Genomic DNA, 20,127 nt, shown 5'->3' with positions numbered 1-20,127 from the left:
AGACCCCGGATGCGAGTGCATCACCACCGAAATCCGCATCGTTCATCTCGATTTGCGAGAGAGACGCGATACGGTCCACATTGTCGGTTTTAAAATGACGCGTATCTAGAACCGAATCTGCAATTAAAGAATCCGAAAATTTACAAATTTTTTCAGATACTTAAACTGGTATAGTGGCGGAGACGAAGGGATACGATCTCATTTCCAGAAACTCACATTATTTCAGCGCTTTGCATCGGAAAAGTGGTCCATTTTCGTTTGTCGGTCAACGTGTACCACTCAAGAGCCTCGTGTCTTTGCCCAGCCAATGTGTGTCTCAAACTAAGCGCTAAGCTCCAACACAAATCAAGCCTTGCGGCTGTTGGATGACAGCGCCTTTTTCACGTAGAGCGCATCAAGTGCCGCAACAATTTGGCGCTGATTTATGTTCACTGAGGTACCAGACAACTTGTCGTTCATAGTGTCTGCGTCGATAATCTCAGCCAAGCTCTTGAACCAATCCGAAGCAAATGAACCTTCTGCTACAGCCAGTCGGTCAACGATTGCCGATACCGCAAATATCGTCGTGGTAGCACGTCCTGTCCGCGCTCTAGACTTGGACATCTTCTTTGTTACGGCACGGACCCCCGCATCACATAGCTTCGTCAAATGCTGCCCCTGCAAGCCGCTTGGGAGAAAGTCAGCGAAATCTAGGTAGGCATCGATAGTTGTCACTTCCGCTGCAGCATTCACGACAAATGAGATCACGTGATCTGTCTTGCCGAACTTCTTCTCGAGGGTCTCAAGAGCTTTTCTTCTTTGTTGACTCGTAGACGCAGTCTGTACCTCCTGCATTAACTGCACGATTTGGATATCGCGCTCAGTTACCCAATCGATCTCCGCCCCTTCAAGGATAGTGGTGTCGTCGATGATTGTACGCTCGTCCACAGCGGAGCCTCTCAAGTCGCTTCCCGTAAAGTCGAAGCCTCGAAGGTCTGCTCCGCAAAAGTTCAAGCGCCGGAGATTGCTATGTTTGAAGTCCTCCTTCGGGTCCAAGCCAGAAATCTCGATTAGCCGATCAAACCTCAGTGCTTTGCTTGCCAGCACCGCTGCAATCGAGCGCCGGTCTTCGTCGGTAAGCCAGTCCTCGACCAGACTGTTCATTCTTCCGTCAACTCCGTTCTTGCTGCGACCACCGCGTTTTCCTTTTCGCCTTGAGGAATTGTCGAGGCCTCGCGCCGGATCACCTTTTCCAGGATTTTGGCAACGACTGCGTCCTTGTTGCGCGTCAAGTTGAACAACTTGCCCACTTTGTTGCCTTTGGCCGGCGTTACCGTAATTTTGGACCTTCGCACCTGAAGCTCTGCAGCCAAAGATAGACGATTACCGCCTTCCTTTCGCAACAGACGGCATAAACGCTCGCCGTCAATCGCCGTTCCATCCAGTACAGGCTGTTCTCCCGGCTTCGTTGACGCGACCTTTATCCTCCACGCATTTCCCGGAAGCGCTGTCATCGGCAGCAGGGTCTTCCTCCCGCTGATTGTATAGTTGTACACCTTTCCTGTTTCGGCATTGGCGGCGACAGAAGGAATGGCGATGCCATCCTTAGACAGCGCTCCACCAACCGCGCCACTTGCCCCAGCTTGAGTTGTAACCGACTTTTCTTCCTCGACTATGGCTAGCTCCGAATTGCCGTAGTCACACCCAAGAGCGGTCTCGCATCCCTCCAAGCCAAGTTGCAATCTGGCTTCGGAGATACCTACAGTATATTCCCGCCCGCTAACGCTCACTTCGCCCGTAGAAAATCTCAACTGGCAAGCCACCTCGAAGTCCTCGCCGTCGGGCGAAATTGCTAACCTTAGCGCAGCCAGCTCAGAGAGAGGGTTTTGCTCAACCTTGTTCATCTTTGGCTTGCTATATTGAGTGGTCATGCTTTCCCCTTCGCAACTCGCGTACACGTTAGGACCATCAAGGCTGCAATTCAACGATTGTGTGCCGCGCCAGCAACCACCCACAATATGTAGAAGCGAAGGCGACAAATCCGATGAAATGAAACGCCAATTACAAGCCCCACCTCGAAAGTGCCGCTTCAGCTGCCTTCGCATCGTTACGAATACGCAAGATCGTTTGCCTCGTGAGGCCTGTTGTCTTGCTGATCTTCGACGGTCCCGCACCTTTACCCAGCATACACAAGACGATTTCCAGCGTTCTACGATCATAGCTCGGCTTCTTGCCCCGGTATTTTGAGCTATCCTGCCTAGCAGCGGCTATGCCAGCCTTCTGAGCCTCTTTGGTAGCTTCCGCCTGTGCTTGTGCCGTAGCAGCCATGAAGGCAATCAGTGCGTCTCTCACTGCTTCCTGCATCGGGTCCTTCGTTGCGCCGTCAAAGGTCAGGCCGTTGATCACAGTCTTCACGACGACGCCCTGCCGCATGAAGTGACGGATCGTGTCAGTGACGTCTGTATAGTTACGACCAAGCCGATCCACCCAGCGCACAACCAAGGTGTCGCCATGCCTGAGTTTGTCATACAGCCGCTTTCCTTCTGGCCGCTCTTGGAGCGTCGTGCTGATACCCGACACGCCATGATCCGCGATAACCTCGTCGAGTTGGAAGCCTGCGGCCTCGGCCTGCGCCTTCTGATGATCAAGCGTTTGATCAGCAGTGGAGACACGTGCGTAAAGGATTGTCTTGCTCATGATGCCCTCCTGTCCGTTTGGGTGGTGTACGTTGAGTATAGCGTACGTAGACATACATCAACCCTAACGTACACTCTTTCGGGCATACGCTCATTTGTACGATAGCCTATACCCCTGCGGTCACATGGCTGATCCGCAGGCCAATCCAATTTGGTGGTAGCCAGAACGTGCAATAATGGCCCCAAACAAGGCAAACAGAGCTAGCCTACCAGTAAGTAGTTTGAGGAACAGGCGAATGACTTGCGGTACCGCCGAGCTTGGGTAGCGAACTTTGACTAGCTTTCGACGCCGAGGAAGAAGTTCCCGACGTGTACTTCGTACGCTCTATTTGCTCACAATATTTCCGAATGCACCAAGCGAAGGTAGCGGGATTTATCAATCCAAACTGCTAGCAAGCCTATGCCCTTTACCGTTCGTGCTAATTCCATTCATTCGGGAACAGTCCGAACTTGGCGCAAAGACAGACTTTCCAGCGCCGCGTTTAGATCTGTAGCTAAATGCGATGTTACCGTTGCTTCGTATTTGGTAACTGCTCGTACGGATGGTCGTCCAGTCTTCAAGTCCTTTGCCATTGGGTGAGCTATCTATGCTTGTTTGCAGAACCACATTTTGCCCTTGAAACTGTAGGCGAATACCTCCTGCCCATCCATCCATGGACTTGCTCTCCCATCTCCCCGAAAAAACGCCGTGCGCTTCAAGCTGCTGTGGAGAGCAAGCAGCATGAGAAGCTAAGGTTGAGCTACAAAGCAAAAGCGCGGCCGTCAAAAAACATCCATTCTTATCCATGGTGAAATTCCTCCTTGTCATACGACGAATTATTCACAAACGAAGGTAACGTTGTTTTTCCTACTTGAGCCTAGCTTCCAGTCACCGCGCACAATCCAGCGTCCCTGATTTGTCTTCCCAGCGACAACGTTGGACAAGCTAGCCTTATCGATCAAGATAGTGTCACCCTGCATAGACACACTGGATGCCACGTAGTTGCTCGTACTATATGCTACTGGCTTCCCATCGCGCACTTGCAGTGTGGCGTTGGTGCCGTAGAACCGAGTCTTGTAGTCGCAATCCTTCATTTGAGCGGATGCAGCAGTAGAACTAATCGCAATTACACATGCACACGCAAACATTCTTACAAACATGAGTTTCCTCCTTAAATGTTACGGCAAATCCAAAATGATGGATTGCACCAGCTCAAGCCTAAAGCGTCATTTCTGGCGCGTCTAGCATCCCTTTCCCGACAAGGTGCCATCCTAAATTACAACCATCGCCACACTCCCACCTAGCCTCCTGCCGAAGGCTCATGGGGGAGTGAGAGAACGATGGCTCGATATGGTAAGCGCCTGAGATATACGCTGCGAAATCGGTCGCGGGTCCCATGCGAAGCTCTCGCGGTCAGAACGCTGGCCCTTCCTTTGCGATAGCAGCGATACGGTCAACCTCCTCTTCAGAGAACTCTTCGCCAATGCGCATCCCCAGCAACCCGATGTCTTGATCCAAATTGCCAGATACCTTTATCCAGCCAAGAGTATCCGCTAATTGACGCAAGGTGTTGTCTCCTGCGCATCGCTCGATCAGCGCGGCACCAACGTCAGTCCACCGCTGGAACAACTTGGTAAGCGTCCCTCCGATTTTCTCATCGGCGGCTGCTAGCGCGGCCTCGAAAGCCTCACACCTTTGCTCATCGGTCCAGTCGTCTCGGTCTTTTCCTTGAGACTCGCGGAGCGCTTCTTTCCAGGTCTCCGGCAGGCAAATACCCTCCCCCGTCAGCTTTTTCCTGACCTTCCGCTGGTACGCAACTGTCCGTACTGATATCCCACACAACTGAGCTACGCCCTTCTTGGACAAGGCGCCTTCCGTGTCGTTCTTCCAAGCCCAGTTGGCTTTCTCATCGTAGGTAAGGGGTAGACGGTTCTTTGCGTTATCGGCAACAGGGATCATCTGGGCGGTATGCTTGTCACACCTAAACACACGGATTTCGACCTTTGCGCTCGGCTTGACGCGCCGGTAAGCCTCGAGCCTGTGATGGCCATCTGCCACAACTAAGCTGCCCGTATCGGGGTCTTCCCAGACATACATTGGGTCTAGCTCCTGCCCGCGCCTAAGCACGTCGCTCAGAGCAGCTACGTGGTTCTCCCTTAGCTCACCGAAGCGAGGTTGAAGAGCCACTTCGTCTGTTTGGATGCTGGAAATATTCACACGCCGCTTCGTAGGGCGCGGCAGGCCCGTATTCTTCATGCTCATCAGTAGTTTCCGTTGGATCGCGTTGCAGGATGATTGGTCCGCGCGGGTATGCAAATGCACAGCCCCAAGGCTTGCATAGCCAAGCCGCCGCCTATGCTACCCCTCAAGCTATCTGATGCGCGTTGCCTTCAGGGACCGGCTAGAGCTTAAGAACTACAGCCACCGACCCTCCTCCACCTCCCCACAGGGAGTGGAAGGCTACAGGGATAAGCACAGGCTGCAAAGCTAGACAGACAGAACTCCCCGCCACCACCACGAAGTGGAAAGGGGAAACCCTAGGGATTAGCTGTAGCCAAGCCATTGCTGCAAAGCCTCTCGAAGCATCAAGGAAGCCAACACAGACTCACACAGCGCCGCCTGAGGCAGCTTGAGCATTTCATAGGGGGTTACCCCAAGAGACGCCATTGAGACGCCCCTGAGGGCCTGCTGCGAACCAAGCAGAAAACAGCACAGAATGATCTACCTCAGAAGGACCGTCGCCCTTCACGAAGTAGAGGTGCTATCTTCAATGGAGGAACCTATTGCCGCCAAGCGGGGTGAAACATTCCCCAAAACCTTGCCCTGATCTCAATTCGCTGACCGCCTAGAAGGCCACCAAGTACCCTTCATCACGCAGAGCATTCCAGATCGCTGACTGCTCCTGTCGCAACTGCTCGTTGGTTAGCCCGTGATCGTATGCCCAAGACGCGTCCTTGTTGTCAAAGCCCCAGCCTCCAAGTTCATGGATGCGATCTTCAGGAACGCCAGCCCTTCGCGCCATTGTTCGCCAAGTGTGCCGGAAAGAATGCATCGCGAGCTTTCCGTTAGTGTCAGCACCCAGCGTCTTGCGCCTGTATCTTGAGAACCACTGCGAGACTGCATTGACCTTCTTTGTTGAGGGCTTGAGCGGCCACTCAGGGAAAAGCCTCTGCTCCTCCTTCAGCAGATCATCCTGCATCCTCTTTGCGAGTTGAACCCTGTCAGCCATGAGGCGCTGGGCCTCTTCGACCAAGGGAATATATCGCTGCGCCCTTTCCGTTTTGCCCTTGGCGATGTCGAAGCTCGATCCGTCATCGGCCACTTGTTGGAGTAGCAATGACCCTACTTCATCGACGCGACAACCAGACGCCAAGACAAGCCTCATTAGATCGCCCTGCCTGCTGCCCCAACTTGGGAACCCGAGCAGCAATTTGGTGACCTGCTTTGGCGTAAACGCTGTTCGCTTCTCCTCCGATTTCCGCCTGCTCGCCTTCTTCTTGGGCGTTCCTCGTTCCTCCACGACCCATGGGTTTGGGCTGGGCTTGCCGTTCTTTTCCTTGAGTAACTTCTTGTCAGCGATAGCCCATGCCCACATGCCACGCAGGAGCGTCATGTGCTTTGTCACGGTTCCGGGTCCAACCTTTGCTACCAGAGGCAGATACTCGGCTCTGAACCTGAAAGCCTTCTCAGCGGTCACGTCGTGTAGTGTTGGGTTCTCCGCGCCCAAGAAAGCGACCAGGTGCTTCATCGAAGACCTCACGTTCAGAGCAGTCGTGACAGCCAGAGGGTCGTAGCCATATGGGTTCCCCTCGCTGCGCTCATCAAGATACGTGTCCAGCGCCTGCTCGAGCGTCAATGCCCCTTTGAAGACTATCTTCCCGAATGCCTCTGCCTCTGGTCCCCTTCCTGCTTTCGCAGCTTTCTCCAGCCTATCAGGCAGCACGTAATCCACGGCATCAGGGTTTTCATTGTACATCTCGCGCCACTCGGCGGCACTTTCCGGCGACAAGTCGATGATCCTGCCCACACTACGCTGCCCTTTGCTGGCCCGCGCATCCGCCTCGAGTTGCCGTATCTGACCGACGCGAACATCTCGTATCCGAACCGCTTCAGCGTGGTGTCGCGTTTTCAGTCCGAGCTTAATCTCGATCCCGAACGGCTTCCCGGTCCACGGGTTCTCGGTCCCGACAAGGACACTCGGCGTAGGCATACGGAGTGAGTAGCCTTTGCCCCTTGGTTTGGTCAGGTACTGCATGTCAGACGCCTCGCTGCCTGACACGTTGGCCGATTGCCCCTTGTGGTACGTCATGTACCACGAGGTAGGATGTACCACCTGCGGATTCAACCTTACATTTCAACGACTTACAGCAAATGGCGGAGACGAAGGGATTCGAACCCTCGAAACGGTCTCCCGTTTACTCCCTTAGCAGGGGAGCGCCTTCGACCACTCGGCCACGTCTCCGCCGACGCGTATAGCCAAGGAAACATAGGGAATACAAGGCCATTCTGCCCTTCTTCCGAAAAACCTTGCCACAGGCGAAAACCGGCCCGAGCGCCACGGGGAACCACTGAAAACCACCGGATCCGGGCAAGATCGGGGCGATTTCCCTTGCAGCGAAAGCCCCATTTCTCCCTCCGCCGACCTGACGGCCACGGAGCACGATCGACCCCCACACGACCGGCCTGTCCAACGCCGGGTGCGGCGTGGCGCGTGCCAGCAAGGGCCTAACGCGAGTTGGCCCCCTACGCTAAGACCTGCAGGTTCCAGGCCAGGTGCATGACTGTCGGCCCTCATCCAGCGCCGGCACACGCCTCCAGGTCTTCTGCGCCGCGGGATTTAAGGATAACGAAGGGCGTGTAATGTCCAGTGCTGCCTCGCCCCTCTTCTTCACGGTGTCCAATCAGTTCATCTCTGACTGGCTGGGCGCATTGCGGCCTCTGTGCTCCGAGGATCACTTCGCGTCCCTTCTCGAGCGGTCCGACCTGCCGGCACGACACCACGAGCGAAAGGGCCGGGTCACGCTGGACCAGATCGTCCGCCTGTATCAACTGGCCGCGGTGGAAACCGGGGACGAGATGATGGGGCTGTGGTCGCGTCCCATCCGGCCGCGTGCCTTGCAACACCTGCTGACTTCCGTGCGCGAGGCGACGTCCCTGGCCTCCGCGCTCTATCGGTTCTCGACCTTCTGGAACCTGCTGCTGGACGACTACCGGCTCGACCTCGTCGAAACGGATGCCACGCTCACGCTGCGGCTTGTGCCGCAAGGCGACACGCCGCCACAGCGGTTCGGCCACATGCTGATCCTCAAACTGGCCCACGGCCTGATATCCTGGCTTGCCCGATACGAAGTCCCCGTCAAAGCGGTGGAGTTCGCGTTTCAGCGCCCGCCTTTCGAAGAGGACTATTCCGTCATATTCCCCGCGCAGGCAGGCTTCGGCAGGCCGGCGACATCCCTGGTCTTCGATCAAAGGGCGCTGGGGCCGGTCCAGATACGCACCGCCACCGATCTCGAGGCCTTCCTGCGCAATGCGCCCCGCGACTGGATCTTCACGCGCTCCAGCGAACATACCCAGTCCCTGCGCGTGCGCGCCTATCTCGGCAGGACAGGGTGGGAGACCGCGAGCCTCTCCGGCGCCGCGCGCGCCCTGCACGTGACGCCGCGCACCCTCATCCGCAGGCTTCGGGCGGACGGCACGTCGTTTCAGTCGATCAAGGACGCGCTGCGGCGTGATATTGCGATCCGCCACCTTCAGACCGGCAATCGCAGCGTCGAAGCGATCGCGCAGGACATCGGGTATTCCTCGGCGGCGAGTTTCCACAAGGCCTTCCGGCGGTGGACCGGCAAATCCCCCAGCGCGTATCGACGCGCGGACGGCCCCAATCCGTAGGTTTGTCACTTTCGGACAATCGGCTGTCACCTCCCGAGATTGCGCGGCCCGCCAGGATCGCTATTTTCCACCTGGAAAACCAACGTGAACCCGCAAAGCCCTTTCGGGCCTCCCCGCACGCGCATCATTGCGTCTGGCGACATCCGACAGTGCCCCGCCTTGAAGGAACCCCTCTCATGTCCGACAAACTGGATGCTATCCTTGCCGCCGCCCACGATCACGCCACCCAGGTCATCGCGCCCAACGTCGATGGTTGGAACGCCGCACGGAAATGGCCGCGCGATGCCTCCGACAAGGCGGGGGCCGCCGGCCTGACGGGCCTCTACGCCCCCGAGGAATGGGGCGGTCAGGACCTGCCCCTGTCCGAGGGTATCCAGGTCTACGAACAGCTTGGGCTGGGCGACGGGGCCTATGCCTTTGCGCTCTCCATGCACAACGTCTGCACCTTTGCGGGATGCGGCTACGGCACGCAGGCGTTCAAGGAGCGGTGGGCGCGCGACCTGACATCGGGGCAGAAGCTCGCGAACTTCGCCTTGACCGAACCACAATCGGGGTCGGACCCGATGCAGATGCACACCCGCGCCACGATCAACGACGACGGCACATGGACGATCAGTGGATCGAAGGCATGGGTCAGCCTGGCGGGCGAGGCCGACATCTATTTCACCGTCGTCAAAACCAGCGATGCCCCCGACCACAAGGACATGGCAATGATCGCCATTCCCGCCGATGCACCGGGGATCAGCTTTGGCCCCATGTATGACACGCCGTCCTATAATTTCCTGCCGATTTCAGAGATGTATCTCGACAAGGTCGTGGTCAGCGAGGACAACATCATCCTGCCCATCGGTCAGGGCTTTCAGGGGTCCCTGATGGCCATCGACATCGCCAGGGTCTCGATTGCATCCGGCTGCTGTGGCTTGATGCAAGCGGCCCTGGATACCGCCTTGTCCTATTCCAAGAACCGCAAGATGTTTGGCGGAAAGAACCTTGATCTGGATGGCATCCAATGGATGCTGGGCGAGGTTGCGACCGATCTCGAGGTGTCCAGGCTGCTCTATCGCAAGGCCGCCGAGGCGCTTGGCACATCGGAAGGCCCGTTGATGGCCGCGCATGCGAAACGCTTTGTGCCCGATGCCGCGTTGAAAGCCGCCAACACCTGCACCCAGGTTCTCGGGGGCTCGGGATTGCTGCAACCTTACGGCCTGGACCGTCTGTCGCGTCTTGCACAGATGCTGCGGATCGTCGACGGCACCACGGAAATCAGCCGTGTGGTGATCGGGCGGGCGTTGCAAAAGCGCGCAGCCGGATTGCCCGACATGGCCGTGCCCACGGGGTTCGGCGAAACGGCGGACAGTAACGCGACGCGCAAAGCCGGCTAGGGACCCGGCCCAAAGCAGGGCGGAGGCGCAGCACGATCTTGGCCGCCAATCGGGCATGTCGTAGAATTGCACGTATGGGATACGTAACGTCGCTCTTCGCGCGCAAGGTGATCGCCGCGGCCGGCCCCGAAATCGACACCGCCGAGATGCTGTCTTTCGTCGGGATCGACCCCGACCGCCCGGGGGACCCCCGGCAGATGATCCCGGCCGCGCGTTACTACGACATGCTCGAAACCATCGCCGGCCGGATCGACGTGACGGATCTGCCGGTGCGCACGGGCGCCTCCATGCGGCTTGACGAGTACGGAGCGCTCGGGCTGGCCTTCAAGGCGGCAACGACGCTCGGCGCGTCCTATGCGCGGGTGGAACGCTATGCACGCCTCTGGACCAGCGTCGCCGAATACGAATTGCGCCCGGCGAACGCGGGCACGCTCTTCATCCTGCACCGAACCGGCGAACGCCGCCTCGGGATGCGGCTGTCGAACGAGGCCACGCTGGCCAGCGCCGTGTCAATCGCACGGCAGGTCTCCGCGCTGCCGGTGGTGCCCGTCGAAGTGCTGGTCCGGCACCCCGCACCGCGCTCGATCACGGCGCACGAGGCGTGGTTCGGCTGCCCGGTGCGCTTTGGCGCCGATCTCGATGCGATCCTTTACGCCGAAGAGACACTGGCCCGGCCCAACATCCTCGGGGACGAAGGCATCTCACGGTACCTGACACGCCACCTGGACGCCGAACTCTCCGAGATCACGCGCGACCCCGCGCTTGTCGCGCAGGCCAAGGCCGCCATCGCCCAGACCCTCAGCGAGGGGGCGCCGAAGATGGCCGACATCGCCCGCGGCCTCGGGCTGAGTGCGCGCTCGTTCCACCGCCGCCTGTCCGAGCATGGCATGAATTTCCAGGCGCTGACCGAGCAGACCCGCCGCGACCTCGCCGAGGGGCTGTTGCGCGACGAAAGCCGCTCGCTGGCCGAAATCGCGTTCCTGACGGGGTTTTCCGAGCAAAGCGCCTTTACCCGCGCCTTCAAGCGCTGGGCCGGCACGACACCCGCCACCTACCGCAAGGATCTGGCGCACTGAAACCGGGCGCAGTGGCGGCGGCGGTCAAAAGCCTGGCCTCGCGGGTCAATACCGGACCGCATAGAGGCATGTACTCAATGGCTATCGAAACCGAAGCCAAGGAGAGACTTCCATGCAAGACCAACCGATCCTCGTCATCGGCGCAACCGGCAAGACCGGTCGCCGCGTCGCCAGCCGCCTCGAAGCCCTGGGCCTGCCCGTGCGCCACGGCGCGCGCGGCTCGGCAACGCCCTTCGACTGGGACGCCCCCGAAACCTGGGCGCCCGCCCTGCGCGGCGCCCGCGCTGCCTATGTGACCTATTTCCCCGATCTGGCCTTCCCCGGCGCGGTGGAAAAGCTCGAATCCCTCTGCGAGACGGCCCGCGACGTGGGCGTCAGCCACCTCGTGCTCTTGTCGGGCCGCGGTGAACACCACGCCCGTCTGGGCGAGGAGGTGGTGCGCAACTCCGGCGTCGACTTCACCATCGTCCGCGCCGCCTGGTTCGCGCAGAACTTCTCGGAAGGGTACCTGCGCGACCCGGTCCTGGCCGGTGTCCTGCCGATGCCCGGCGGCGATATCGCCGAACCCATCATCGACATCGACGACATCGCCGACGTCGTCGTCGCGGCGCTGACCGAAGACGGGCACAGGGGCGCCCTCTACGAGGTGACCGGCCCGCGGCTGATGACATTCGCCGACATGGCGGGGGAACTTTCGCGCGCAACCGGGCAGGAGATCCGGCACATCCCGATCAGCTTCGAGGACTTCCACGCCAACATCGCCCAGGCGGGCGGCACCTTCGTCGCCGACGTCTTCACCGCCATCGCGCGCGAAACCCTGGACGGGCGCAACGCCCACACCACGGACGGCGTCATGCGCGCCCTTGGCCGCGCCCCGCGCGACTTCGCGGATTTCGCAGGCGACGCGGCGCGGACCGGCACCTGGACACGCGCCGCCTGACGCCGTCCCGGGAATCGAGCCTGCCCGACCGCCCTGTCCGAAAAACTCGCGTCCCGGCAAACCTCGGGGCGGGCCCGTCAGGCCCGCACCCTCTTAAGTGTTGAACAGAAAGTGCAGCACGTCGCCATCCTTGACGATATAGCTTTTGCCCTCTGCCCGCATCTTGCCGGCTTCCTTCGCCGCCTGCTCGCCGCCCAGCCCCACGAAATCCTCGTAGGCAATCGTCTCGGCCCGGATGAACCCCTTCTCGAAGTCCCCGTGAATGACGCCCGCGGCCTGCGGCGCTGCCGTGCCGGTCCGAATGGTCCAGGCCCGCGCCTCCTTGGGGCCGACGGTGAAATAGGTCTCAAGATGCAGAAGGTCGTACCCCGCCCGGATCAGCCGGTCGAGGCCCGCTTCTTCCAGCCCCATCTCCTCCAGGAACATCGCGGCTTCCTCGGCATCCAGCTGGCTGATCTCTTCCTCGATCTGGGCCGAGATGATCACATGCGCCGCGCCCTGCTCTTCGGCCATTTTCGCCACGGCCGCAGAATGATCGTTGCCGTCCGCCGCGTTTGCCTCGTCCACGTTGCACACGTAAAGGATCGGCTTCGAGGTCAGCAATTGCAGGCCCTTCCACGCCTTGGCGTCCTCGGCATCCACCTCAACCAGCCGCGCGGGCTTGCCCTCGTCCAGCATCGCCTGCGCCGCGGCCAGCAGACGGTCGGCCTGCACGGCCTCCTTGTCATTGCCTTTCAGCTTGCGCACCAGACCCGCGCGGCGCTTCTCGATGCTTTCCATATCGGCCAGCATCAGCTCGGTCTCGATCACCTCGGCGTCTTCCACCGGGTTCACGCGCCCCTCCACGTGGGTCACGTCGCCATCCTCGAAACAGCGCAGCACATGGGCAATCGCGTCTGTCTCGCGGATATTGGCCAGAAACTGGTTGCCCAGCCCCTCGCCCTTGCTGGCGCCTTTCACCAGCCCGGCGATATCGACAAAGGTCATCCGCGTAGGAATGATGGATTTCGACTGCGCAATCGTCGCCAGCTTGTCCAACCGCGCGTCGGGCACCGCCACCTCGCCCACATTGGGCTCGATCGTGCAGAACGGAAAATTCGCCGCCTGCGCCGCCGCCGTCCGGGTCAGCGCGTTGAACAGCGTGGACTTGCCCACGTTGGGCAGCCCCACGATTCCCATCTTGAAGCCCATGATGCACCTCTTTGCTCTCGTTCCGGCGCCTTCTATGCCCAAGCCGCGCTCAGCGCAACGCCCCCGCTTTTTCTTGGCCGAAATACTCATTTCCGGCGCGTACCACACGCACATCCCATTGCATTTCCGTGCCGCATTCGCCAAACCATGCCGGAACATCAGGACGGGACCGCGACATGACACGCATCGACGCCAAATTCGAAGAACTGCGCAACGCGAACAAGAAGGCTTTCGTGGCCTATGTCATGGCTGGCGACCCCGATTTCGACACCTCGCTCGAAGTGGTCAAGGGCCTGCCCGACGCGGGCGTCGATATCATCGAACTGGGCCTGCCCTTCACCGACCCCATGGCCGACGGCCCCACGATCCAGCTCGCAGGCCAGCGCGCGCTCGAAGGCGGGATGACCCTGCAACGCACGCTCGACATGGCCGCCGAGTTCCGCAAGGGCGACGACACCACGCCCATCGTGCTCATGGGCTACTACAACCCGATCTACAATCGTGGCGTGGAAACCTTCCTCAAGGACGCGAAAGAGGCCGGCATCGACGGGCTCATCGTGGTGGACCTGCCGCCCGAGGAAGACGACGAGCTTTGCATTCCCGCGCAGAAGGCCGGGCTGAACTTTATCCGCCTGGCCACCCCCACCACCGATGACAAGCGCCTGCCCAAGGTTCTGACCAACACGTCGGGCTTCGTCTACTACGTTTCGATCACCGGCATCACCGGGGCGGCGGCGGCCGAGGCCGCCGATGTCGGCCCCGAGGTGAAGCGCATCAAGTCGCAGACCGACCTGCCCATCGTCGTGGGCTTCGGCATCCGCACGCCCGAAAGCAGTCGCGAGATCGCCTCGGTCGCAGATGGCTGCGTCGTGGGCTCCGCCATCGTCGGCAAGCTGGCCGACGGCGAAAGCCCCGCGCAGGTACTCGACTTCGTAAAGGGCCTCGCCGACGGCGCGCATTCCGCCTGAGGTGCGGTCCCGCCGCGCGGCGCGTTAAGCCTTTCGCGCAACAGTTTCGCCGCGCTGCGGCGGTGCACGCCCGGTGCACGCGGGGTGCACGCATGTCACCCCCCTGCTGCCGCCCTCCCCGGCGGCGTTAACCTCGTCCGCGCAGGACCCTGCGCCGCATGGACAAACCGCCCCGATCCGGGCTAGTGGTCATAAAACCTGACCAAAGCCCGAGACGTCCGCCATGCCCGTCATCACCAATATCGACGACCTGAAAAAGATCTACCGCCGCCGCGTGCCCAAGATGTTCTACGACTACGCGGAATCGGGCAGTTGGACGGAACAGACCTTCCGCGAGAACACCAGCGATTTCAGTGACATATACCTGCGCCAGCGCATCGCGGTGGACATGTCGAACCGCTCCACCGCGACCCGGATGATCGGTCAGGACGTCTCGATGCCCGTGGCGCTTGCCCCCGTGGGCCTGACGGGGATGCAGCACGCCGATGGCGAGATCAAGGCCGCCCGCGCCGCCGAGAAATTCGGCGTGCCCTACACGCTCTCGACCATGTCCATCTGCTCGATCGAGGACGTGGCCGCCCACACGGAAAAGCCGTTCTGGTTTCAGGTTTACACCTTGAAAGATAACGATTTTATGCAGCGGCTCTTCGACCGCGCCAAGGCCGCCAACTGCTCGGCGGCGGTCATCACCGTCGATCTGCAAGTGCTGGGCCAGCGCCACAAGGACCTCAAGAACGGCCTCAGCGCGCCGCCTAAACTTACCGTTAAGTCCATTGCCGACATGATGACCAAGGTGCAATGGGGCCTCGGTATGCTCGGCACCAAGCGGCGCTTCTTCGGCAATATCGTCGGCCACGCAAAGGGTGTCTCGGACCCGTCCTCGCTCAGTTCCTGGACCGCCGAGGCGTTCGACGAGGCGCTCAACTGGGACCGCATCCGCGAGTTCCGCAAGATGTGGGACGGCCCGCTCATCATCAAGGGCATCATCGACCCCCGCGATGCCAAGGAAGCGCTGAATGTCGGCGCCGACGCCATCATCGTGTCCAACCACGGCGGCCGGCAACTCGACGGCGCGCTCTCCGCCATCCGCGCCCTGCCCCAGATCATGGACGCCGTGGGCGACAAGATCGAGGTCCATTTCGACAGCGGCATCCGGTCGGGCCAGGACGTGCTCAAGGCCATCGCCCTGGGCGCCAAAGGCACCTATATCGGCCGCGCCTATGTCTATGGTCTCGGCGCCATGGGGCAAGAGGGTGTGACCAAGGCGCTAAAGGTCATCCACAAGGAGCTGGATGTGTCGATGGCCTTCTGCGGTCACACCGACATCACCAAAGTAGACCGGGATATCCTCATGATCCCAAATGATTTTTCCGGCGACTGGCAGTAACGCCGGAACATCGACCTTCCCCCTGCGTTCGCCTGTCGTGCCAGCGTAGGAGCCTCGACATGCCCGATACCGTCTTTCAGACCGTCGTGGCGGTCGCCGTCATCATCCTGCTGGCCCGCGTCAACGGCCTGCGTTCCTTTTCCAAGATGTCCAGCTTCGACTTTGCCCTGACCCTGGCCAGCGGCTCGGTCGTCGCCACGCTGATGACCACCTCCAGCCGCTTCCTGCCCGGCATCCTCGCGCTCGCCGCGCTCTTTGCGCTGCGCTTCGCCATCTCGGCCCTGCGCGTGCATTTTCGCGCCGTGGAACACCTGGTGGACACGCGCCCCATCATCCTGATGCACGAGGGCCGCATCCTCGACGACAACCTGCGCCTCGCCCGCGTCACCCGCGCCGACATCCGCGCCAAGCTGCGCGAGGCCAACGCGCTTCAGCCCGACCAGGTCCGCGCCGTGGTGATGGAAGCCACCGGCGATGTCAGCGTCCTGCATGGCGACCGGCTCGACCCGTCGCTGCTAGAAGGCGTCTCCTGGGGCCGCGTGACGCCACCCGCCGAGACCGCGCGCACCTGATCCCCGGAATCCCGCAAAACCTTGCATATTTGGGCTTTTCAAGCCGCCCTTATTCCTCTAAAGCGACGGCTTCACGCGGGGCTACAGCCTTGGAGGAGCCCCGCCTTTGCATATGGAGAACACACATGGCTGGAGAAATTCCTGATCTTCACGCCCAGGAACGCACGGGGACGGGCAAGGGCGCCGCTCGTGCTGCACGCCGCGATGGCATGGTTCCGGGGATCGTATTCGGGGGCGACAACGACCCGCTGCCCGTCAACATTCCGTTCAACGTCCTGTTGAAACGGCTGAAACAGGGCCGGTTCAAGTCGACGCTGTTCAACCTCAAGGTTGACGGCCACGACGATGTCCGCGTGATCTGCCGCGACGTCCAGCGCGACGTGGTCAAGGACCTTCCGACCCACTTCGACCTGATGCGCCTGCGCCGCACGACGAAGATCAACCTCTTCATCCCCGTCGAGTTCATCAACGAGGACAAGTGCGAGGCGCTGACCACGGGCGTTCTGACCGTGATCCGCAACGAGATCGAACTGGTCGTGACCGCCGGCGACATCCCCGAGAGCATCACCGTCGACCTCAGCCTGATGGAACACATCGGCGACACGATCACCATCAGCCAGGTCGAACTGCCCGAGGGCGCGAAACCCACGATCGACCGTGACTTCGTGATCTGCAACATCGCGGCTCCGTCGGCGCTGAAATCCGACGCCGACGAAGAAGACGAAGACGTCGCAGCCGACGAGGTGCCGGCAACCGAGCAAGAGGCTGGCCCGGACAGCGTCGAAGAAGCGGAAGGCGGCGAAGACTAAGCTCTTCCCCCGGTTTGCGAAAACATCAACGCGAGGGTCCCGGCCCTCGCGTTTTTCATGTGTGCCGCAAACGCCGAAAACACAGGATGCGCCCCCGCGATGGCCCCGGATCGTAGGTCAGGCCGGAGGCCGACATGCAATCCACGATCTGCTTGATCACCCGGTCGGGATACTGGTTGGGGTGCAGTTCCATCATCACCGCCCGCACATGCGCAGGCCAGGGCGCCTCGAACAGATGCCGCTCGGCCCCTTCCACATCCATGATCACCAAATGCGGCCGGTGCTCCTGCAACAGGCCCGAAAGCGGCAGCATAGGCACCGTCACCAGCTTTTCGGCGTCCGCCTCGTCGTCCGCGATCCGCCCGGCCCAGAACACCTTCTTGGGATCGAACGCGATCTCGTCCGCATCGCCTTCTCCGGTCACCGCCCCGTGGATCAGCCGCGCCGCCTGATACCCGTTGCGGTCAAGGTTGGCGCGAATAACCGGCAGCATCGCCGGATTGGCCTCCACCGTCACCACGTTTTCGGCGCCCGCGACGCCCGCGCAGATCGACGCGATGTACCCCACGCCCGCGCCCAGCTCCAGCACGCGCATCCCCTCGCGCAGCCGCATCTGCGCCGCATGGGCCTCGTGCGCCTCATAGGTGCCGGTCTCCAGCTTGCCTGCCACCCGTTCGTTCAGCATGTCGTCGGGCACTACCAGCGTGACCCCGTTGACCGCGTATTCACCCATCCTGCCCTGCCTGTCCCTGCCGGTCGTGTGTTGATTCAGCGCAGCGCGCCGCGTAGACCATCCTCACCAAAGAACAGGTGATCGGCAATGCTGCTTTTCGTGGGCCTCGGCAATCCGGGCGGAAAATATGAGAAGAACCGCCACAACATCGGCTTCATGGCGCTTGACCGCATCGCCGCCGATCATGGCTTCGCACCCTGGCGGGCCAAGTTCCAGGGCCAGCTGACCGAAGGCAAGCTCGGCTCCGAAAAGGTCCTGCTGCTCAAGCCCGAAACCTTCATGAACAAGTCCGGGCAATCGGTCGGCGAGGCCATGCGCTTTTACAAGCTGGAGCCGTCGGACGTGATCGTTTTCCACGACGAGCTCGATCTCGCCCCCGGCAAATGCCGCGTGAAACAGGGCGGCGGCCACGCCGGCCACAACGGGCTTCGCTCCATCCACGCCCATATCGGCGAGGCCTATGGCCGCGTCCGCCTCGGCATCGGTCACCCGGGCCGCAAGGATCTGGTGTCGCATTACGTGCTTCAGGATTTCGCCAAGGCCGATGCCGACTGGCTGGACGATCTGCTGCGCGGACTGTCCGACGGCGCGTCCGAACTGGCCGCAGGCCATAACGACAAGTTTCTCAACGCCGTTTCGCTGCGCACCGCGCCCGCCCGTTCCTCGAAAACCGCGCCAAAACCCCAGGCGAGACCAACCCCCGACGCCAAACCGGCGGCAAAGCCGGACGCGCCGGACGCGACCTCGGACACCGAAGACCGCAGCCCGCTGCAAAAGCTCATGGACAAGTTCCGCTAACGCCGCGTTCCCCTTGCCGCCCAGCGCCCCCGGTGCTTTGCTACCCAACGGGGAGGATCACATCATGCGCCGCATCGTGAAATGGACGCTTCGGGTACTTACAGTCCTGGCCATGGTCGCCATCGGCATCGGTATCTGGAAGCGCGACGAGATCACCCGCCTCATGGCCGTCAACAGCCTCTTCGAGCCCGAACATATCGTCGGGAATTTCTCCAACATGGACGCGGCCTTCCTCCACACGCCCGTGTCGCGCGGCGACCGTCCCGTCATGCCGCTGCCCGAGGGCGCCCCGATGACCCTGCCCGACGGCACCGAGGACTGGATCGAGACGCGCGCCGTGACCTCGCTGCTGGTCCTGCACCATGGCGAGGTCGTCCACGAAAGCTATCACCTGGGCACGACACCCGACGACCGCCGCATCAGCTGGTCCGTGGCCAAGTCCTTTCTTTCCGCGCTGATGGGCATTGTCGTGGCCGAGGGCGATATCGCCTCGCTCGACGATCCGGTGACGCGATACGCGCCGATGCTGAGCGGCAGCGCCTATGACGGGGCCACCATCCGCAACGTTCTGCAAATGACCAGCGGCGTGCGGTTCGACGAGGACTACCTTGACTACGATTCCGACATCAATCGCATGGGCCGCGTGCTGGCCCTGGGCGGCACGATGGACGGCTTCGCCGCCGGCCTCACCGAACGGGACGCGGAGCCCGGCAAGCGCTGGCACTACGTTTCCATCGACACCCATGTTCTGGGCATGATCATCCGCGGCGCGACGGGCCGCGACATCCCCGCGCTGCTGTCGGAAAAGATCATCGCGCCCCTGGGGCTCGAGACCGCGCCCTACTACATCACCGACGGCGAAGGTGTGGCCTTCGTCCTCGGCGGTCTCAACCTCACCACCCGCGACTACGCCCGGTTCGGCCTGATGATCGAACAGAACGGACAACTGGGCGGCCGTCAGGTCGTCCCCGCCGACTGGATCGCGGCCTCCACGATGCCCAGCGCCCCGACCGAGCCGGGCCAGATCGGGTATGGCTACCAATGGTGGATCCCCCAAGGCGCAGAGCCCGGACAGTTCATGGCGCGCGGCATCTACGGCCAGTACATCTATATCGACCAGGGGCGCGATGTGGTCATCGTCACCACCGCCGCCGATCGCGCCTTTCGCGAGCCCGGCGTAAACGATGCCAATATCGACATGTTCCGGCGGATCGCGGACGCGCTCTAGCACGGCGCTGCCCTTGCACCCATGTCGCCTGACGTGCACCATATGCCCACCCGGGACCCAAGGAGCATCGCATGGCAATCGAAATGGACACTTCCGTCAACGTGCTGGGCGGCAAGCTCGAAAGCTGCTCGACCACGCCCATGACCGGCTTTTTCCGTGACGGCCATTGCAACACCTGCGCCGCCGACCAGGGCAGCCACACGGTCTGCGCCCTGATGACCGCCGAATTTCTCGCCTACTCCAAATACGTCGGCAACGACCTGTCCACGCCGCGACCGGAGTTCGGTTTCGACGGCCTGAAGCCCGGCGACCACTGGTGCCTCTGCGCCGGGCGCTTCCTCCAGGCGCATGACGAGGGCTGCGCGCCCAAGGTGCGGCTGGAGGCCACCCATGCCCGCGCGCTCGATATCGTGCCGATCGACGTACTGAAACAACACGCCTCCGACGCGACATCCTGAAGCTCGTTAGCCCTTCTCCCAACACGCGTTCGGTGCCCCGC

Annotated in this window: 18 protein-coding genes and 1 tRNA gene; 11 read left to right on the top strand and 8 right to left on the bottom strand. The window is 61.2% G+C overall.

What is annotated here, in order from left to right:
• Positions 1 to 345: 345 nt before the first annotated feature.
• The 6 genes from ACQY4V_RS00545 to ACQY4V_RS00520 form a co-directional block, all read right to left on the bottom strand.
• Positions 346 to 1,143 (bottom strand): pentapeptide repeat-containing protein, encoded by a 798-nt coding sequence (locus ACQY4V_RS00545; RefSeq protein ID WP_428515012.1) that lies wholly within the window; start codon positions 1,141 to 1,143, stop codon positions 346 to 348.
• On the bottom strand, positions 1,140 to 1,910 hold the full coding sequence (locus tag ACQY4V_RS00540; RefSeq protein ID WP_428515011.1) for a hypothetical protein: 771 nt from the start codon (positions 1,908 to 1,910) through the stop codon (positions 1,140 to 1,142). Before ACQY4V_RS00540 ends, ACQY4V_RS00545 begins: the two co-directional genes overlap by 4 nt.
• A gap of 130 nt (positions 1,911 to 2,040) precedes the next feature.
• Positions 2,041 to 2,676: a recombinase family protein gene (locus ACQY4V_RS00535; RefSeq protein WP_428515010.1), complete on the bottom strand. Its 636-nt coding sequence runs from the start codon at positions 2,674 to 2,676 to the stop codon at positions 2,041 to 2,043.
• Between the two features lie 1,392 nt (positions 2,677 to 4,068).
• Positions 4,069 to 4,917, bottom strand: a complete 849-nt coding sequence (locus ACQY4V_RS00530) for a ParB N-terminal domain-containing protein (RefSeq protein WP_428515009.1) — start codon at positions 4,915 to 4,917, stop codon at positions 4,069 to 4,071.
• 583 nt (positions 4,918 to 5,500) lie between these two features.
• On the bottom strand, positions 5,501 to 6,910 hold the full coding sequence (locus ACQY4V_RS00525) for a tyrosine-type recombinase/integrase (RefSeq protein WP_428515008.1): 1,410 nt from the start codon (positions 6,908 to 6,910) through the stop codon (positions 5,501 to 5,503).
• Between the two features lie 117 nt (positions 6,911 to 7,027).
• Positions 7,028 to 7,117, bottom strand: a tRNA-Ser gene (locus ACQY4V_RS00520).
• A gap of 398 nt (positions 7,118 to 7,515) precedes the next feature.
• Between ACQY4V_RS00520 and ACQY4V_RS00515 the strand changes: the two genes are divergently transcribed.
• The 4 genes from ACQY4V_RS00515 to ACQY4V_RS00500 all read left to right on the top strand — a co-directional run bounded on the left by ACQY4V_RS00515 (position 7,516) and on the right by ACQY4V_RS00500 (position 11,942).
• A complete protein-coding gene (locus ACQY4V_RS00515; RefSeq protein ID WP_428515007.1) occupies positions 7,516 to 8,544 on the top strand; it encodes a helix-turn-helix domain-containing protein in 1,029 nt (342 codons plus the stop codon).
• 176 nt (positions 8,545 to 8,720) lie between these two features.
• Positions 8,721 to 9,926 carry an acyl-CoA dehydrogenase family protein gene (locus ACQY4V_RS00510; RefSeq protein ID WP_428515006.1) on the top strand — a complete coding sequence of 402 codons (1,206 nt, stop codon included), beginning with the start codon at positions 8,721 to 8,723 and terminating at the stop codon, positions 9,924 to 9,926.
• Positions 9,927 to 10,000: 74 nt separating this feature from the next.
• Positions 10,001 to 11,002 (top strand): AraC family transcriptional regulator, encoded by a 1,002-nt coding sequence (locus tag ACQY4V_RS00505; protein ID WP_428515005.1) that lies wholly within the window; start codon positions 10,001 to 10,003, stop codon positions 11,000 to 11,002.
• Positions 11,003 to 11,114: 112 nt separating this feature from the next.
• Positions 11,115 to 11,942: an NAD(P)H-binding protein gene (locus ACQY4V_RS00500; RefSeq protein ID WP_428515004.1), complete on the top strand. Its 828-nt coding sequence runs from the start codon at positions 11,115 to 11,117 to the stop codon at positions 11,940 to 11,942.
• 93 nt (positions 11,943 to 12,035) lie between these two features.
• Here the strand turns inward: ACQY4V_RS00500 and ychF are convergent, their stop codons facing one another.
• Positions 12,036 to 13,133 (bottom strand): redox-regulated ATPase YchF, encoded by a 1,098-nt coding sequence (gene ychF, locus ACQY4V_RS00495; protein WP_428515003.1) that lies wholly within the window; start codon positions 13,131 to 13,133, stop codon positions 12,036 to 12,038.
• Positions 13,134 to 13,309: 176 nt separating this feature from the next.
• Between ychF and trpA the strand changes: the two genes are divergently transcribed.
• From trpA to ACQY4V_RS00475, 4 genes are all read left to right on the top strand, one after another.
• A complete protein-coding gene (gene trpA, locus ACQY4V_RS00490; protein WP_428515002.1) occupies positions 13,310 to 14,101 on the top strand; it encodes a tryptophan synthase subunit alpha in 792 nt (263 codons plus the stop codon).
• Positions 14,102 to 14,324: 223 nt separating this feature from the next.
• Positions 14,325 to 15,488 (top strand): alpha-hydroxy acid oxidase, encoded by a 1,164-nt coding sequence (locus ACQY4V_RS00485; RefSeq protein WP_428515001.1) that lies wholly within the window; start codon positions 14,325 to 14,327, stop codon positions 15,486 to 15,488.
• A gap of 59 nt (positions 15,489 to 15,547) precedes the next feature.
• Positions 15,548 to 16,060, top strand: coding sequence for a DUF421 domain-containing protein (locus ACQY4V_RS00480; RefSeq protein WP_152491310.1), 513 nt, complete (start codon positions 15,548 to 15,550; stop codon positions 16,058 to 16,060).
• A 125-nt stretch (positions 16,061 to 16,185) separates the two neighbouring features.
• A complete protein-coding gene (locus ACQY4V_RS00475; protein WP_428515000.1) occupies positions 16,186 to 16,869 on the top strand; it encodes a 50S ribosomal protein L25/general stress protein Ctc in 684 nt (227 codons plus the stop codon).
• A 55-nt stretch (positions 16,870 to 16,924) separates the two neighbouring features.
• Here ACQY4V_RS00475 and ACQY4V_RS00470 read toward each other — a convergent pair whose 3' ends face one another.
• Complete coding sequence (locus ACQY4V_RS00470) at positions 16,925 to 17,602, bottom strand: FkbM family methyltransferase (protein WP_428514999.1); 678 nt, start codon at positions 17,600 to 17,602, stop codon at positions 16,925 to 16,927.
• Between the two features lie 87 nt (positions 17,603 to 17,689).
• Between ACQY4V_RS00470 and pth the strand changes: the two genes are divergently transcribed.
• From pth to ACQY4V_RS00455, 3 genes are all read left to right on the top strand, one after another.
• Positions 17,690 to 18,400, top strand: coding sequence for an aminoacyl-tRNA hydrolase (gene pth / locus ACQY4V_RS00465; protein ID WP_428514998.1), 711 nt, complete (start codon positions 17,690 to 17,692; stop codon positions 18,398 to 18,400).
• 64 nt (positions 18,401 to 18,464) lie between these two features.
• On the top strand, positions 18,465 to 19,628 hold the full coding sequence (locus ACQY4V_RS00460; protein ID WP_428514997.1) for a serine hydrolase domain-containing protein: 1,164 nt from the start codon (positions 18,465 to 18,467) through the stop codon (positions 19,626 to 19,628).
• 71 nt (positions 19,629 to 19,699) lie between these two features.
• A complete protein-coding gene (locus tag ACQY4V_RS00455; protein WP_152491305.1) occupies positions 19,700 to 20,086 on the top strand; it encodes a DUF2237 family protein in 387 nt (128 codons plus the stop codon).
• Positions 20,087 to 20,127: the final 41 nt, after the last annotated feature.

It is taken from the genome of Roseovarius sp. (genome assembly GCF_965277045.1).
In the GTDB taxonomy this organism is placed as follows: Bacteria; Pseudomonadota; Alphaproteobacteria; order Rhodobacterales; family Rhodobacteraceae; genus Roseovarius.
The sequence above is the reverse complement of the archived record's forward strand: the minus strand, read 5'-3'. Positions and strand labels throughout refer to the sequence as shown.